The sequence below is a fragment of the Brucella sp. genome, from assembly GCF_032066345.1.
Taxonomy (GTDB): Bacteria; Pseudomonadota; Alphaproteobacteria; order Rhizobiales; family Rhizobiaceae; genus Brucella; species Brucella pseudogrignonensis.
Genome location: NZ_DAMBKZ010000004.1, coordinates 131,613 through 146,488 on the forward strand (window position 1 = coordinate 131,613; position 14,876 = coordinate 146,488).

The window sequence follows — 14,876 nt, forward strand, 5'->3', positions numbered from 1 at the left end:
CGCGCAGAACATTTGAAACTTAGACCGTAACGAATTGCGCCATCATGCCAACATCCTCATGTTCCAGCACATGGCAATGGAACATAAATGGATGATCGCGTTTCGCTTCACGATCAAAATGTACAAGAATTTCTGCCTTGCCGTTAATCAGTGCTGTGTCTTTCCAGCCTGATTGATGCAGTGGCGGCGTTTCTCCGTTCAATGTCAGGATGCGGAACGAAGCTCCGTGAATATGAAATGGATGCGCCATTTCTTTCGTCGACAACTCCCAGATCTCCCACGATCCAAGCTTAACCTCGGCGTCGATGCGGTTCATGTCGAAAGGCTTCTCCGCAATCGCCATCTGAACGCCTGATGTCAAAGCCTGCAACGCAGGTCCGGCGTCCGCATTGCTCCGCCCACCATGCATATCATGGTCACTCATGTTCGCCATGTTGTGACCAGCATGCGGATCGCTCGACTTGCCACCCATCATAAGCTTCATATTATCCGCCATACGTTCATCGAAGAAGTATGAACGTCTGCGAACAGAAAGCTTTTCATCCGGCTGTTCCGGACCATCGAGCTTTGTCGGCAAGGTTTTGATTGCGCCTTCGATTTTGTCATCGATGATGAACTGCATCAAAGGCTGGTCATCGCCACCGCTGTCATCACTGGCTGTCAGCAGGTCGAGCATATCATTCGCCTTGGAAAAATCGACCAACACCTCGTAGCGCTCGCCCGGACTGATTGTCAGTCGTTTAACCGGATCAAGCGTACTTATAAAGCCGCCATCAGATGCAATGACTTGCAACGGCTGGTCGTCGCTAAGACGGATGTGGAAGTTGCGTGCATTTGCACCGTTCAGAATACGCAACCGAACCACTGAAGCAGGAACATGCGCTTGCGGCGCGATAACGCCATTCACAATAAGCTTGTCGCCGCGAAAGCCATGCATCAGATCCATAATGTCAGGCTGGTAAACCTTATCGCCATCGATCACCCTGCGATCCTGCAAGACGAGCGGAATATCATCAACACCATAGGTTTGAGGCAAGCCGCGTTCCCCGTCCTTGCCGTCGCTGACAATCATCAACCCGGCAATTCCCATATGCGCCTGCCGCGCAGTGTCCCCATGCATATGCGGGTGGAACCAGTTGAACGAAGCTGGCTGGTTGACCGTAACCTTTGGCTCCCAGCTAGTGCCTGCCGCAATGACATTATGCGGCCCGCCATCGAGAACAGACGGAACAAAAAGACCATGCCAATGGAGCGTTATGTCTTCGTCCATGCCGTTACTTACCGAAAGCGTGACCGCTTCACCGTTTTTGAGGCGGACGACCGGCCCAAGATAGGTGCCGTTTATCCCGGCAGAGGCCGCATCGCTGCCTTGTGTGAAAGCGTGGCGTCCCTTCTGGACGGTCAGCTTCACCACGCCTGCAGCATCAGGCTCAATTAAAGCCGGAATAGGCAGCGCCTGCGCCTTTGCCTGTGTGCTGGCTCCACCATGCTTCATATGCTGCTGATGTGGGTCCTGCGCAAAGGCCTCAAAAGGCCGGACGACGGATAAGGCAGCAGCGCTTGCTCCAAGCGTCAAAAGACGACGGCGAGTCATACTCGTCATAATAATTCTCCAGATAAATCTCAATCAACGCGCATCGAAACCTTCGAAATGCGCTTATTGCGGCCGAAAAACCGGCAGCGTTTCAGAAGATCAGATCTGACTGGATATTGGAGGTCGGAGAACACCGAAGGGGTCGTTGCTGTTCAATGCTGCGACGCGGGGCGGCGGGCCGAATTCGTGATCGGGGGTGAACAGAGCAACGCTGGAGCTAAGCTGTACGATGCCGCCACAGCTCATCATTACACAGGCGGCAGATGCCTTCTTGCCATGATCCGTCGGCATTGAATGCCCACCGTCATGTTTTGCAACCTGCACAGTCGTGTGACAGTCAGTAACGGCTGCCGTCAGTGGCAGATCATGCGCCATGGCATAACAAAATTGCGTTGAAACCAGAAACAGCAACGAGAACAGCGCAATCAGCATACGGGAAGGCATTCGCAAAACAGAATGTTTGCGAAAACGCATACCAATATTGCTGTTTCTGAAAACCTGCGCAGTCATTGTGATTCCATGTTCTGAATTTCAGCTTAAAGCTGCCTTAAGGCAATTGAAAGACCTCCATCCTTTTCCTTGAAACTACCTGAAACATTCATTTTGTTTCGAAAACAGCACATTCGAAATTAGAAAATTACGTGATAGCCCTTTTAAGCTTGCTGTTTCGTATTTTGTGGCACTAAGAAGGCAATATCTCGGGCTTTCCCCCAAAACGTACAGCCCACAAATATGGATATGAAACAATGACTGTAGCTCAAGCAGTTGTTCCGAAGAAAAATTCTGCGCGCCGCGTTTTGGCCGCGAGCATGATCGGCACAACAATCGAATTCTTTGACTTTTATATTTATGCTACCGCCGCGGTAATCGTTTTCCCGCACCTTTTCTTCCCGGCAAGTGACGGTAACTCGGCGCTGCTCCAGTCTTTGGCAACTTTCGCTATTGCCTTCTTTGCACGCCCGATCGGCGGCGCTTTGTTCGGCCACTTCGGCGATAAGGTTGGCCGTAAGGCAACGCTCGTTGCAGCGCTTATGACCATGGGCATTTCCACAGTCGCTATCGGCTTCCTGCCAACTTATGAATCCATCGGCGTATGGGCGGCTCTCCTGCTCGCACTCTGCCGTCTGGGTCAGGGCCTTGGCCTTGGTGGCGAATGGGGCGGTGCAGTTCTGCTCGCAACCGAAAATGCACCGGAAGGCAAGCGTACCTGGTACGGCATGTTCCCACAGCTCGGTGCGCCTGTTGGCTTCATCCTTGCAACGGGTATCTTCCTGGTCTTGGCTGAACTCCTGACCGAAGAACAGTTCATGTCGTTCGGCTGGCGTATTCCTTTCATCGCCAGTGCACTGCTGGTTGGCGTCGGCCTCTTCATTCGCTTGAAGATTGCTGAAACACCAGAATTCCAGAAGGCTATCGACAAGGCTGAACGCGTTGAAGTTCCAGTCGCAACACTTTTCAAGAAGCATAAGGCGAGCCTGTTTCTCGGCACCATCGGCGCTGTTGCAACCTTCGTTCTGTTCTATCTCATGACAGTGTTCTCGCTCGGTTGGGGTACGCGTGCGCTCGGCTATAGCCGTGAGCAGTTCCTCATCCTGCAAATGGTCGGCGTGATCTTCTTCGGCCTCACCATCCCGGTCGCAGCGCTGCTTTCCGATAAATACGGAATGCGTCCGGTCATGATCATCGTCACGGTGCTGATTGGTATCTATGGCTTCCTCATGGCTCCGCTTTTCCTGAGCGGAACAGCTGGCGTTCTCGCCTTCCTCATCATCGGTTTCGGCCTGATGGGGCTGACCTATGGTCCGATTGGCGCGGCTCTTGCTGAACCATTCCCGACTTCGGTTCGCTATACCGGCGCTTCGCTTACCTTTAATCTGGCAGGCATTCTCGGCGCATCGGTTGCACCTTACATCGCAACATGGCTCGCAACGCATTATAGCTTTGCTTATGTTGGTTACTACATGACTGCTGCTGCCGTGATTTCGCTGATCGGCTTTGCATTCATCTCGTTCAAGCGCGGCGAATAAGCCAAACTAAATACCAAACAAAAAAAGCCCGCGTGGAGCGATCCACGCGGGCTTTTCTTTTAAATATAAGCTCGACTAACCTTATTCGGTGTCAGCAGCTTCCAGAGCAATCGCAACAGACTGAATGATCGAGGCGAAGCGTGCAGCGGTCTGGATTGCTTCCGTTGAAACGCCAGCCTTACGCAGCACGTCTTCGTGGGCGTCGATGCACATGCCGCAGCCATTGATTGCCGAAACGGCCAGTGACCACAGTTCAAAGTCAACCTTGTCGACGCCTGGGTTGCCAATCACATTCATGCGCAGCTTGGCTGGAAGCGTGCGATATTCCTTGTTGGTGGCAAGATGGACAAAACGATAATAAACGTTGTTCATGCCCATGATGGAGGCAGCAGATTTTGCAGCCTGCACTACGGTAGAATCAACCTTACCTGCTGCTTCAGCAGTCAGCGCCTTGCGCACATCAGCATTGCGCGAAGCAATACCGCAGGCAATGAACAGGCCGTATTTCTGCTGTGGCGTCAGCGTTTCATCGCTCGCCATGGACGAAAGGTTAAGACGAACATCCTTGGCGAAATCCGGGATTTTAGACTTCAGATCATCAATGGACATGGAACCCTCTTTAAAATGTCATGTGTCAGTTCTTGATAAACAAAAGGCGGGTTTTAACCCGCCTCGTATCAGATAATTTATGCTGATTAAGCAGCCTTGAGCGTTTCGCCACCGACTTCGCGGTTGCATGGGCAAAGCTCATCGGTCTGCAGAGCGTCGAGAACGCGCAGCGTGTCCTTAGGAGCGCGGCCAACATTGAGGTTGGTTGCGTAAACGTGCTGGATCGTGTTGTCAGGATCAACAACAAAGGTGTAGCGGTAAGCAACGCCATCTGGCGAACGAACGCCGAGGCCATCAACCAGCGAACCGTTGGTGTCAGCAAACGACCAGATTGGCAGTTTGTTGAGATCCTGATGATCGCGGCGCCATGCGAGCTTCACGAATTCGTTGTCGGTCGAACCGCCGAGAACAACCGCATCACGATCTTCGAAATCCGAAGCCAGACGTGCGAATTCTGCGATTTCCGTAGGGCAAACGAAAGTGAAGTCCTTAGGGTAGAAGAAGATGACCTTCCACTTGCCTTCGAAACTTGCTTCAGTGACTTCTTCAAAAGCCGAAACGCCGTTTTCTTCGTGGAAGTTGAAGCCTGGCTTTACGCCAGTTACTTTGAAAGAAGGAAGCTTGTCACCGATACCGAGCATCTCATACCTGCCTGTAAATTCGTTGTTATGCAGAAAATTCAGAAGTTTCAGAACTATCCGCTTGCGAGTCATATATAGGCACTCTAAATCAATCGGTCAAAGCGATTAAAACGATCAATTCCATCGATTTTAACGATGGGGATAAGTTTAGCCCAAGACCATGCTCAATATCAGCGTTCGCCAGCTCCACTATTTTATCGCCCTCGTCAAAGCAGGCTCCTTTTCGCGTGCAGCTGAGGCCGTCGGCGTGACACAATCCACGTTAAGTGCAGCAATTCAGGCGCTAGAAGCGGAGATCGGGGTTACTCTGATCGACCGCACCGGGCGGCGGATGCAACTGCTGCCAGCAGGCGAAGACTTCCTCAATCGTGCGCAGGAAATCGTCGCCTCAATCGAAGAACTACCGGAACATGCACGTCAGGCAGAGCGCCCTTTGACCACACGTTTGCGGCTCGGTGTCATTCCGTCAATTGCACCGTTTCTTCTGCCCAAAGTGCTGCCCACGACGGCCAAGGCCTTTCCAGAACTGCAACTGAGCGTGCGCGAAGGCCTGACACGCACTCTGCTCGACAGTCTGCGCTCAGGCTCCCTTGACGTGGCACTCGTCGCCCATCCCTACGATCTTGATGATTTTGAAGTGGCCGAGATCGGTCAGGACCCGTTCTTTCTTGCCGTGCGCCGCGATCATGCACTGGCCAATCGTGACCACATCGACGCAAGCGATCTTCAGGATCAACCCTTTCTGTTGCTTGAAACCGGCCATTGTCTGCGTGAACACGTCATGGCGGCAATCGGTTCAAAGCCAACGCAAACAGGCGGCGATGTTCATGCAACCAGCATTATGACGCTGGTGCAGTTGGTGGAATTCGGAATGGGAGTGACACTGCTGCCGGAAGTCGCCATCAAGGCGGGCGTGACACGCGGCAGCGAGATCAGCACCGTGCCCTATGAAGGGCAGCACAATTACCGTTCGCTTGCTTTGGCATGGCGCGCCAATGCTGCCCGCCGCAACGAGTATCAGCTTTTTGCGGCCCATCTACGCAATCACTGCATGAAGAAATAAATCACAAAACGCCCCAGGCGCGGAACCTGCCGCGTCCGGTAATTTCTCGCAAATTGAGATCGGATATCAGCTTCAACGCACCCTGTTGCGTGACTGCAAGCTCTTTCTCAACCATCTGGCTCGAAACCAGAGGGCTGCGCATCATCATATCAACCAATTGCGGAAGACGTGAATTTGATCGCCGTCCTCTGAGCTTGCGTTGCATTTGTTCACGCGCAAGCATCAGGCGGTCATGTTCTTTCATGCCTGCGTCCGCCGCGTCCTCAATTGCCGACAAAAATGTCTTCAACCGTATCAACCGGTTTGACGAGCGGCGCTCATCTGGCCTTTTCGTCCGAAGGCCTATGCTGATTGCAGGCAGGTGATTAGTCGTAATCCCCGACTGACGCAGATATGCAGACGTCAACAAACGGCCGATCCAGTTTGAACGCTGCACCACTTCAAGAGAATACCAGGCATCATGCATAATTGCAGCGCATAGTATCGAAGGCAGATGTGCAGTCTTGGCAAACAGGTCGCGCCATTCCTGCAAACGCGCATCTTCATCCCAGTCATCGTCATAAAGTAGGGCTTCCGCCTCAACAGGCTGCGGCTTTGGTTTCTCTTTGACAACGCCTTTTAACAAAGCATCCGTACGAGCTAGCAGAGCGTCGATATCTTCCAGCAGCGGATCAACTTCGCCCTCCGCCACTTCGCTATAATCACGCTTTTCTTCCTCACGTACCTCGATATTTCGGCCAATCAATTGCTGAATACCTGCCGTGCTTAAAGCCCAGCCCGGCGCACGACTGACAATCTGCCGACGCAGTCGCAACACAGAATACGCAATCGTCAGAGCATGGCTGGGCGTGCGCGTATCCATAAGCGCATCATGCAGAACAAGATCTTCCAGATGCACCAGCTCACCCTCAAGCCACATGGATGCGACAGCGTCCTGCATATGCATACGCTCCAGCATTCCGTCGCGGATTGGAGAACGGGCGAGCCGCTCGTCAAGCCGCGTTAATGCAGCCGTGGCATTCGTCACGGGCACAAAAAGCTCATCGAGCGGCAGTTTGTCGAATTCATAAGCCATGTTCCGCATATCGCAACCGATTGCGGAAAAAGGCAAACGAAAATGAGCGGTTAGAACAATTTCTATTTAAGCAGGAGCATTCGAACTGCTCTAACTCTTTTTTCCACGCATTATCCTACGCGAAACCGCTTCGCACTTTTGCTGGAAATGCTCTAAGCCAGAACTTCCGCAACTTTCACAGTGCGGCCTTCTTTGACTGAAAGGAGGGCCGCCTCCGCAAGCGCCAAAGCCTGCAAACCATCTTCAGCCGAAGGTGTTGGTGCCTTGCCGCCATCAATCGCATCGATGAAGGAAGCAATTTCAGCCGCATAAGCATCCGTGTAGCGGGTCATGAAGAAATCATGCAGCGGCGGACGGGTATAGCCGTTCTTCGATGCCACTTCGATGGAAACCGGGCGCTGGTTTTCAGCAGACACCGCGCCGTCCGAGCCATGCACTTCGATGCGCTGGTCGTAACCGTAGGAAGCCCGACGCGAATTGGAAATCACACATTGGCGACCGGAAGCCGTGGTCAGGATCACGCTTGCGCTGTCAAAATCACCCAGTTCACCGATCTTTGGATCGACAAGAACCGAAGCCGATGCAGAAACCGTTGCAATTTCTTCACCCAGCAGAAAACGCGCCATATCAAAATCATGGATCGTCATGTCGCGGAAAATACCGCCAGAAACCTTAATATATTCCGCAGGCGGTGCGCCCGGATCGCGACTGGTGATCGTGACCATTTCGACCTTGCCAATCCGGCCGTCATCAATCGCCTTGCGAACAGCCGCAAAATGCGGATCGAAACGCCGATTGAACCCGAGCATAACCTTGCCGCCGGTTTCCTTGATGACATCGAGACACGCACGCACGCGCTCAATGTTGAGATCGATCGGCTTTTCGCAGAACACGGCTTTGCCAGCGCGGGAGAAACGTTCGATCAGATCGGCATGAGTGTTGGTTGGTGTACAGATCAGCACCGCATCCACATCAGACGACGTTTCAATCTCGTCGATGGTGCGCACTTCAGCACCCGCAGAATCGGCAATGGCGCGTGCTGCGTCCTGATTGGCATCCGCCACTGCGATAAGCTTCGCGCGCTTGTCGGAAGCGATCGCGCCTGCATGAACCTTACCAATACGGCCAGCACCGAGCAGAGCAAGACGTGTAACCATTGCCTTCATCCTCCCAAAACGGTCATCCTCGATTGACCGACAAAACAGTTTCGCTATTCCGTTTTGCGCGATTCCCGACTATTCGGGAGAAACAAAGCGCAATGGAATATTTATTCTATTTTGCTAGATTGTGATATATAGGATGTCAAGAGACCGTTTCTGAAAGGATGGTAATGGACACCGAACAAGCTGTTGCAGCACAAGCCGATACTCCCGCCAGTGTGCCAGCCCCAACGAATGTGAAAGAATTTGAGGCGAGACTGCTCGAAATCGCAGACCGATTGCCAAAACGTCTCAAACAATGCGCCGATTTTGTTGCTGCCAATCAGGACCGTATCGCTGTTTCGACGGTCGCGGAAATGGCAGAAGGCGCAGGCGTTCAAAGTTCGGCCTTCATGCGCTTTTGTCAGATATTGGGCTTTTCCGGCTTTTCGGAAATGCAGAAACTTTTTCGCGACTCCTATGCTGGCGGTTGGCCTGATTATTCCACGCGGCTTGAACATTTGCGTGAAACGGCGGCAGGAAGCGCCCCGGCCCTTCTGGCAGAGTTTGCCGAGGCAGGCCGCACTTCACTTGAAAGCCTGTTGAAGACCATCGAGCCGGAAGCACTTGAGAAAGCCGTCAAGCTGCTGGCAACGGCAGAAACCATTCACATCATTGGCGTTCGGCGCGCATTTCCGGTTGCGAGCTATCTGGCCTATGCTCTTGAAAAGATGCAGGTTCCAGCGATGCTTCACAGCACTGTCGGAAAATTGGAGAACCAGCACGCCATTCGCAAAGGCGATGTGCTCCTTGCCATTTCCTTTTCGCCATACTCGCCTGAAACCATAGCAATGGCGGAAAATGCGAGCGAGCGCGGCATCGATGTTGTTGCGATTACCGACACCATTGTCAGCCCAATGAGCAAGTTTGCTCAGCAATCGCTGCTTGTTTCCGAAGTGGACTTCGGCGCATTCCGGTCGCTTTCGGCCACACTCTGCCTTGCTATTACCCTCGCCGTTGCCGTCGGTACGGAACGTCAATCGTAAAATGATACAGCATTCTATTTTTCGGTTGAAATGGAATAATAAATCCATTTTAATCAGAAATAGAATGGCTGCTGCGTAATGTGAGTCACACACAGCCTTCCCAAGCTAAAAAAGACGCATGCGCCGAGGGAGGAATAGGATGAAGCGGCTGGATTTGATTACGATTGGCCGATCTTCGGTAGATCTTTACGGCGCACAGGTCGGCGGTCTTCTCGAGGATATGTCGTCCTTCAACAAATATGTTGGCGGCTCCCCCACAAATATAGCAACCGGCACCGCAAGACTTGGTCTCAAATCTGCTCTCATAACCCGCGTTGGCGACGAGCATATGGGGCGCTTTCTGCTGCGCGAGCTTGCGCGTGAAGGCGTGGATACACGCGGCGTTGTCACCGATCCGCAGCGTCTGACAGCACTTGTCATCCTCGGCATCCGGGATCAGGAACATTTCCCGCTGATCTTCTATCGTGAGAACTGCGCCGACATGGCGCTTTGCGAAGATGATATTGATCCCGACTTCATCGCGGAGGCCGAATGTGTGCTCGCCACTGGCACGCATCTTTCGCATCCGCGCACTGAAGCAGCCGTCCTCAAGGCGCTTAGGCTTGCGCGCGAAAACAACAGCCGAACCGTGCTCGACATTGATTACCGCCCCAATCTCTGGGGGCTTTCAGGCCATGGTGATGGCGAGAACCGTTTCATCGAATCCCTTGCCGTAACCAAGAAGCTGCAATCAACGCTCCATCTCTTCGATCTCATTGTCGGCACAGAAGAAGAGTTTCATATCGCTGGCGGCTCAACCGATACGCTTGAGGCGCTCAAAGCCGTCCGCAAAGTTACCAAGGCAGCACTGGTCTGCAAACGTGGGCCGATGGGTGCTGTGGTTTTGGAAGGCGACATTCCTGACCATCTCGACAAGGGGCAATCAGGACAAGGATTTCCGATTGAAGTTTTCAATGTGCTTGGCGCGGGCGATGGATTCATGTCTGGCCTTTTGCGCGGATGGCTCAAGGGGGAAGATTGGCCGACCAGCCTGAAGTTCGCCAATGCCTGCGGTGCCTTTGCCGTGTCACGTCATGGTTGCACACCCGCCTATCCAAGCTGGGAAGAGCTGCAGTATTTCTTCAAGGCCGGCATTCGCGACAAGGCATTGCGCAAGGATCAGGCGCTTGAACAGGTGCATTGGTCAACCAACCGCAATGGCGACTGGCCGCATATGCGGGTCTTCGCTTTTGACCACCGTATCCAGTTGGAAGAAATGGCGCAGGAAACTGGTGCCACAGATGAAAAGATCGGTGAATTCAAGGAACTATGCTTGAAAGCTGCATTAGAGGTTTCGGGCGGTGAAAACGGCTATGGCATCCTATGCGATGGACGACTTGGCCGCGATGCACTCCACCGCGCGGCTGGCAGCGGCCTGTGGATCGGACGCCCGACGGAATGGCCGGGGTCACGTCCCCTGGAGCTTGAACCAGAACTCGGCCCTGATTGCGGTGGCCTTGTGGAATGGCCCGTCGAAAATGTTGTGAAGCTTCTTTGCTTCTACCACCCTGACGACAGCGACGACGTGAAGGCGCAGCAGGAAGCCACCGTAAAGAGGCTTTTCACTGCTGCCCGGCGTAATCGTCTGGAGTTTCTGCTGGAAATCATTCCATCAAAGGTCGCCCCCGTCGATGATATGAGCACGGCAAAAGTCATTGAGCGCTTCTATGAGATTGGTGTCTATCCAGACTGGTGGAAGCTTGAGCCACTGAAGACCACAGAAGCATGGCGCAATGCTTGTGAGGCGATCACCCGCAATGATCCTCATACGCGTGGCATTGTTGTTCTGGGGCTTGATGCGCCTGCAGAAGAGCTGGAAGCAAGCCTGAAAGTTGCTGCCGATTTTGATCTGGTGAAAGGCTTTGCCATTGGTCGAACCATTCTGGGCGATGTTGCGCGCCAGTGGCTTGCGAACAAGATAAGCGATGCAGAAGCCATTGCAGAGATGGCAAAACGCTATCGCGGTTTCTGTGATCTTTGGGATAGGCTGCGACAGAAATAAACGCATCTCGGAAACAGGTGGAGGCCTGAATCTGAAATTGCGAGAAAGCGGATTTCCGCTGGGAGGAAAAATGAAGACCGTTCGACTGACAGCGGCACAGGCTCTTGTGCGCTATATTGCCAATCAGATGACATCCGAAGGTGAACCCTTTATTGCTGGTGTCTGGGCGATTTTTGGCCATGGCAATGTGGCTGGGCTTGGAGAGGCGCTGCATGGCATCCGCGACAAGCTCGTGACCTGGCGCGGCCATAATGAGCAAACCATGGCTCATGCGGCCATCGCCTATACCAAGCAACTCGGTCGCAAACGCGCTTGCGCTGTCACGTCCTCCATCGGCCCCGGCGCAACCAATATGGTCACAGCGGCGGCACTCGCCCATGTGAATCGACTGCCGGTCCTGTTCATTCCCGGCGATGTCTTCGCCAATCGCGGTCCCGATCCAGTATTGCAGCAGATTGAGGATTTCAACGACGGTACCATGACCGTCAATGACTGTTTCCGGCCCGTAAGCCGCTATTTTGATCGCATCACCCGCCCCGAGCAGCTTCTCACTGCTCTACCGCGCGCCTTCCGCACAATGACCGATCCTGCGGATTGCGGACCCGTAACGCTGTCTTTCTGTCAGGATGTGCAGGCCGAAGCCTATGACTGGCCAGAGGAGTTCTTCGCGCCAAAGGTCTGGCATTGGCGGCGACCGCCAGCCGATGAACATGAGCTGGCAACGGCAATTGCAGCGATCAAAGCTGCCAAGACCCCGGTTATCGTTGCGGGCGGCGGCGTACATTATTCAGGCGCCCATGAAGCGCTGAAAAGCTTTGCGAAAACCCACAACATTCCGGTTATCGAAACACAGGCAGGCAAATCGGCTTTGCCGTGGGATCATGCGCTCAATTTCGGTCCGGTCGGCGTTACTGGTGCAGACAGTGCAAACGCAGTTGCAGCAAGCGCTGATCTGGTCATTGGGGTGGGAACACGTTTTCAGGATTTCACCACCGGCTCGTGGGCATTGTTCAAACATCCGGGACGAAAGCTGCTCTTGGTCAATGTTCAGCCATATGATAGCCACAAGAATGCCGCGATTTCACTCGTTGCAGATGCAAAAATTGCGCTAAAAATGCTCTCAAATGGCCTAAAAGACTATAAACGCAGCGCACTCGACACCACGCTTAAAGCACGCTGGTTTGAAGCAGCAGACCGTTTCACAGCTACTCCCGGTGATGCCAACCAGCTTCCCACAGACATGCAGGTGATCGGCGCGGTCCAGCGCCAGTCGAAAGAAAATACCGTCGTCATGTGCGCGGCTGGCACCATGCCGGGTGAATTGCACCAGCTCTGGAAAGCCGGTCGCCCGATGTCCTATCACATGGAGTATGGCTTCTCCTGCATGGGCTATGAGATTGCAGGCGGACTTGGCATCAAGATGGCTGAACCGGATCGCGACGTGATCGTGATGATCGGTGATGGCTCCTATATGATGGCCAATTCGGAGCTTGCGACCTCTGTGATGATGGGCATCAAGATCACAGTCGTGCTTACCGACAATCGCGGTTATGGCTGCATCAACCGATTGCAAATGGCGACCGGCGGTGCCGAGTTCAACAATCTGCTCGACCACACAACCCATGTGAATGCATCTAATATCGACTTCGCAGCCCATGCAGGTGCGATGGGTGCCGACAGTAGGAAAGTCGGTTCTATCCGCGAACTTGAAGATGCGCTGGCAGAAGCGCGCAACAGCCCGCGCACCACAGTTATCGTAATCGATACCGATCCTTACCCGACGCCTGAAACCGGCGGCTGGTGGTGGGACGTGGCTGTGCCGGAAGTCTCGGACCGCGACCAAGTACGCGCCGCGCGTGAAAATTATGAAGCTCAGATCAAAGAAAGAAACTGACCGATGATCCTCTATGGCACCAACCCGATTGCCTGGTCGAACGATGATGATCGCAGCCTTGGCGCGCATATAAGCCTTGATCAATGCCTTGATGAGACTTCAAAAATCGGCTTCGATGGAATCGAAAAAGGCCATAAATTTCCGCAAGTTGCAGCGGAACTTAAAGCAGTACTCGAACCACGCAATCTCCGCTACGTTTCCGGTTGGCATTCGCTGAACCTTCTTACCAATTCCGTTGAGGATGAGAAGGCTGCAATGCAGCCAGCACTTGATCTTCTGAACGCCATGGGATGCAAGGTCATCATCGTTTGCGAAACGTCGAACGCCATTCACGGCGACGATGGCAAGTCTTTATCCGAACGCCCGGTGCTGGAAGAAGCACGCTGGGCAGAGTTTGGTGCAGGCGTTGAAGCACTTGCCGAATATGCGAGCGCGCAGGGTATTGCACTCGTCTATCACCATCACATGGGCACGATTGTTCAGAGCGAAGACGAGATCGACCTTCTGATGAAACATACCGGCCCACATGCTAAATTGCTGCTTGATACAGGTCATTGTCTGTTTGGCGGCGGTGATCCTGAACGCGTTGCAAAGAACCATATGGGGCGTGTTCGCCATATCCATGCCAAAAATGTGCGCCCAGCGATTGCGGCACAGGTACGCGACCAGAGCCTCTCCTTTCTGGAAGGTGTGCGCCGCGGCGTATTCACGGTTCCCGGCGATCATGAAGGCGGTGTCGATTTTGTACCGGTGCTTACAGTCGCAGCCCAGCATGGCTATCAGGGCTGGCTGGTGATTGAAGCCGAACAGGACCCTGATGTGCGCAATCCATTTGAATATCAGTCGCTGGGGCTGAAATCGCTCAAAGCATTTGCGCGCGAAGCAGGGTTAGACAAAGGAGACTGAGCTATGGCCAATCTGTTACGCAAACCGAGCGGCAAGCATGGCAAGGTGCACGACATCACGCCGGAAAGCGCCAATTGGGGCTATGTTGGCTTTGGCCTCTATCGTCTGAAAGCAGGTGAAACCGCAACCGAGAAAACCGGCGACCGGGAAGTCATTCTGGTGCTGGTCGAAGGCAAGGCAAAGTTCAAAGCCTCTGGAGAAGATTTCGGCGAAATGGGCGAACGAATGAGCGTGTTTGAAAAACTCGCTCCGCATTGCCTCTATGTGCCTGCTGAGAGCGACTGGGATGCGGTGGCAACAACTGATTGCGTGCTTGCTGTCTGCACAGCACCTGGCAAACCGGGCCGCAAGGCACAAAAACTCGGACCGGAAGGGCTGACATTCGATACACGTGGACAAGGTGCGAATACCCGCAACATCTTCAACATTGCCATGGAAGGCCGCGATGTCGCCGATAGTTTGCTGGTGACAGAAGTTTTCACGCCACAGGGCAACTGGTCATCCTACCCGCCACACCGGCATGATGAAGATAACTTCCCGGATATGACCTATCTGGAAGAAACCTATTATCATCGCCTAAACCCATCGCAGGGCTATGGTATTCAGCGGGTCTTTACCGAAGATGGCAGCCTCGATGAATCCATGGCCGTTTCTGACGGCGATGTCGTTCTGGTGCCAAAGGGACATCACCCATGCGGCGCGCCCTATGGTTATGAGATGTATTATCTCAACGTCATGGCCGGACCGATCCGCAAATGGCGATTTAAAAACCATCCTGATCACGACTGGATTTATAAGCGCGATAATCCATCAGCATAAAAAGAAAGCCCCGGATTTCCGG

General features: G+C 53.4%; 13 protein-coding genes. 7 read left to right on the forward strand and 6 right to left on the reverse strand.

Features of this window, described 5'->3' with window-relative positions; translation table 11 throughout:
• Positions 1-19 precede the first annotated feature (19 nt).
• Both cueO and RT142_RS07085 read right to left on the reverse strand, forming a co-directional pair.
• Positions 20-1,603 carry a multicopper oxidase CueO gene (gene cueO / locus RT142_RS07080; RefSeq protein ID WP_313028094.1) on the reverse strand — a complete coding sequence of 528 codons (1,584 nt, stop codon included), beginning with the start codon at positions 1,601-1,603 and terminating at the stop codon, positions 20-22.
• Positions 1,604-1,693: 90 nt separating this feature from the next.
• Positions 1,694-2,104 carry a hypothetical protein gene (locus RT142_RS07085; RefSeq protein WP_313028096.1) on the reverse strand — a complete coding sequence of 137 codons (411 nt, stop codon included), beginning with the start codon at positions 2,102-2,104 and terminating at the stop codon, positions 1,694-1,696.
• A gap of 236 nt (positions 2,105-2,340) precedes the next feature.
• Between RT142_RS07085 and RT142_RS07090 the strand changes: the two genes are divergently transcribed.
• Entirely contained in the window at positions 2,341-3,621 is a 1,281-nt protein-coding gene (locus RT142_RS07090; protein WP_112806756.1) for an MFS transporter, read from the forward strand.
• Positions 3,622-3,702: 81 nt separating this feature from the next.
• On the opposite strand, the gene RT142_RS07095 is transcribed toward RT142_RS07090, so the two are convergent.
• Positions 3,703-4,230 (reverse strand): carboxymuconolactone decarboxylase family protein, encoded by a 528-nt coding sequence (locus tag RT142_RS07095; protein WP_313028098.1) that lies wholly within the window; start codon positions 4,228-4,230, stop codon positions 3,703-3,705.
• Between the two features lie 86 nt (positions 4,231-4,316).
• Positions 4,317-4,871 (reverse strand): peroxiredoxin, encoded by a 555-nt coding sequence (locus RT142_RS07100; protein WP_064321814.1) that lies wholly within the window; start codon positions 4,869-4,871, stop codon positions 4,317-4,319.
• Between the two features lie 160 nt (positions 4,872-5,031).
• Between RT142_RS07100 and RT142_RS07105 the strand changes: the two genes are divergently transcribed.
• Positions 5,032-5,934 (forward strand): hydrogen peroxide-inducible genes activator, encoded by a 903-nt coding sequence (locus RT142_RS07105; protein ID WP_313028101.1) that lies wholly within the window; start codon positions 5,032-5,034, stop codon positions 5,932-5,934.
• 1 nt (position 5,935) lies between these two features.
• Here RT142_RS07105 and RT142_RS07110 read toward each other — a convergent pair whose 3' ends face one another.
• Both RT142_RS07110 and iolG read right to left on the reverse strand, forming a co-directional pair.
• Positions 5,936-7,009 carry an RHE_PE00001 family protein gene (locus tag RT142_RS07110; RefSeq protein WP_007879489.1) on the reverse strand — a complete coding sequence of 358 codons (1,074 nt, stop codon included), beginning with the start codon at positions 7,007-7,009 and terminating at the stop codon, positions 5,936-5,938.
• A gap of 152 nt (positions 7,010-7,161) precedes the next feature.
• Positions 7,162-8,166 carry an inositol 2-dehydrogenase gene (gene iolG / locus RT142_RS07115; protein WP_313028102.1) on the reverse strand — a complete coding sequence of 335 codons (1,005 nt, stop codon included), beginning with the start codon at positions 8,164-8,166 and terminating at the stop codon, positions 7,162-7,164.
• A gap of 173 nt (positions 8,167-8,339) precedes the next feature.
• Here iolG and RT142_RS07120 point away from each other — a divergent pair, with 173 nt between their 5' ends.
• The 5 genes from RT142_RS07120 to iolB all read left to right on the forward strand — a co-directional run bounded on the left by RT142_RS07120 (position 8,340) and on the right by iolB (position 14,854).
• Complete coding sequence (locus RT142_RS07120) at positions 8,340-9,194, forward strand: MurR/RpiR family transcriptional regulator (RefSeq protein WP_313028105.1); 855 nt, start codon at positions 8,340-8,342, stop codon at positions 9,192-9,194.
• Positions 9,195-9,333: 139 nt separating this feature from the next.
• On the forward strand, positions 9,334-11,235 hold the full coding sequence (gene iolC / locus RT142_RS07125) for a bifunctional 5-dehydro-2-deoxygluconokinase/5-dehydro-2-deoxyphosphogluconate aldolase (RefSeq protein ID WP_313028107.1): 1,902 nt from the start codon (positions 9,334-9,336) through the stop codon (positions 11,233-11,235).
• Between the two features lie 70 nt (positions 11,236-11,305).
• A complete protein-coding gene (gene iolD, locus RT142_RS07130; RefSeq protein WP_313028109.1) occupies positions 11,306-13,129 on the forward strand; it encodes a 3D-(3,5/4)-trihydroxycyclohexane-1,2-dione acylhydrolase (decyclizing) in 1,824 nt (607 codons plus the stop codon).
• Positions 13,130-13,132: 3 nt separating this feature from the next.
• Positions 13,133-14,035: a myo-inosose-2 dehydratase gene (gene iolE / locus RT142_RS07135; RefSeq protein WP_151562947.1), complete on the forward strand. Its 903-nt coding sequence runs from the start codon at positions 13,133-13,135 to the stop codon at positions 14,033-14,035.
• 3 nt (positions 14,036-14,038) lie between these two features.
• Positions 14,039-14,854: a 5-deoxy-glucuronate isomerase gene (gene iolB, locus RT142_RS07140; protein WP_313028111.1), complete on the forward strand. Its 816-nt coding sequence runs from the start codon at positions 14,039-14,041 to the stop codon at positions 14,852-14,854.
• Positions 14,855-14,876: the final 22 nt, after the last annotated feature.

Coding starts and splice junctions, on each gene's coding strand:
- cueO (WP_313028094.1), bottom strand. CDS start 1,603: ATGACGAGTATGACTCGCCGTCGTCTTTTGACGCTTGGAGCAAGCGCT.
- RT142_RS07085 (WP_313028096.1), bottom strand. CDS start 2,104: ATGACTGCGCAGGTTTTCAGAAACAGCAATATTGGTATGCGTTTTCGC.
- RT142_RS07090 (WP_112806756.1), top strand. CDS start 2,341: ATGACTGTAGCTCAAGCAGTTGTTCCGAAGAAAAATTCTGCGCGCCGC.
- RT142_RS07095 (WP_313028098.1), bottom strand. CDS start 4,230: ATGTCCATTGATGATCTGAAGTCTAAAATCCCGGATTTCGCCAAGGAT.
- RT142_RS07100 (WP_064321814.1), bottom strand. CDS start 4,871: ATGCTCGGTATCGGTGACAAGCTTCCTTCTTTCAAAGTAACTGGCGTA.
- RT142_RS07105 (WP_313028101.1), top strand. CDS start 5,032: ATGCTCAATATCAGCGTTCGCCAGCTCCACTATTTTATCGCCCTCGTC.
- RT142_RS07110 (WP_007879489.1), bottom strand. CDS start 7,009: ATGGCTTATGAATTCGACAAACTGCCGCTCGATGAGCTTTTTGTGCCC.
- iolG (WP_313028102.1), bottom strand. CDS start 8,166: ATGGTTACACGTCTTGCTCTGCTCGGTGCTGGCCGTATTGGTAAGGTT.
- RT142_RS07120 (WP_313028105.1), top strand. CDS start 8,340: ATGGACACCGAACAAGCTGTTGCAGCACAAGCCGATACTCCCGCCAGT.
- iolC (WP_313028107.1), top strand. CDS start 9,334: ATGAAGCGGCTGGATTTGATTACGATTGGCCGATCTTCGGTAGATCTT.
- iolD (WP_313028109.1), top strand. CDS start 11,306: ATGAAGACCGTTCGACTGACAGCGGCACAGGCTCTTGTGCGCTATATT.
- iolE (WP_151562947.1), top strand. CDS start 13,133: ATGATCCTCTATGGCACCAACCCGATTGCCTGGTCGAACGATGATGAT.
- iolB (WP_313028111.1), top strand. CDS start 14,039: ATGGCCAATCTGTTACGCAAACCGAGCGGCAAGCATGGCAAGGTGCAC.